The organism is Acinetobacter sp. YZS-X1-1, from assembly GCF_000804305.1.
GTDB classification, from domain to species: Bacteria; Pseudomonadota; Gammaproteobacteria; order Pseudomonadales; family Moraxellaceae; genus Acinetobacter; species Acinetobacter variabilis.
The window spans coordinates 1-755 of record NZ_JWHB01000071.1; the positions used below are offsets into that span (position 1 = coordinate 1).

1 protein-coding gene is annotated in these 755 nt (G+C 34.0%); it reads right to left on the reverse strand.

All coding sequences use genetic code 11. From position 1 onward, the window contains the following. Nucleotides 1-208 precede the first annotated feature (208 nt). The gene (locus RJ01_RS15545) at nt 209-397 is read right to left on the reverse strand and encodes a YqaE/Pmp3 family membrane protein (protein WP_034171740.1); all 189 of its coding nucleotides are present in this window, start codon (nt 395-397) and stop codon (nt 209-211) included. Nucleotides 398-755 lie beyond the last annotated feature (358 nt).

The window sequence follows — 755 nt, forward strand, 5'->3', positions numbered from 1 at the left end:
ATTTCAAATCTTTGTGCAACAAAGCCCTCATTATTAAGCAATATCATTATGTTCCATCATTATTACTATAATTCATAAAAATGAGTTCTTTTCTAAATGATATCTTTAGGCTAGGTAAAAATAAAAAACCACACTTAAAAAGTGTGGTCAATTTGGAGAACGTCTCAGGTCTAAAAAGAAACAATAGTTAATTTCCTCTTCACAGAAATTAGTAGAGCAATGCTTTCCTGATCTTTTTATCTGTCTTATACTGCGATAAAGCATATACAGCCCAGATTGCGGCCGGAAGCCATCCTAGAATAGTAATCTGAAGAAATAAACACATCATTCCTGCAAATGGACGACCTATCGTAAAAAACAGCAGCCAGGGAAAAATTAAAGCAACCAAAAGTCTCATATTACGGTCCTACTGATACGTTATTTCAGGTGAATTAATTTTCATTGAAGGGGTCAATTAAACAACTTTCGATCACGTTCTTCTGTTAAATACTTATCCATTTGTGTAATTAATTTGGTTCTAGCCTTTTCATCATCTCCGGTAATTTTCCACATGTAGGATCCGATTAAAAATCTTGCATCTAGTATCACTGAGAAAATCCACGATTTGATGCACTTGTATCATCATCTTGATTATCCATATCTATACCGCCTTTGATTATTCTTCGCGAAAGGTAAATAGCTTGTCTATGTTAGTGAGTCGCGAATACTGAATAGCTACCGATTCTGTAGACACCTTTTAGTTAGATAAAAAAGCA

Excerpts from the sequence above, each read along its gene's own strand:
- RJ01_RS15545 (WP_034171740.1), bottom strand. The coding sequence starts at position 397 with ATGAGACTTTTGGTTGCTTTAATTTTTCCCTGGCTGCTGTTTTTTACG.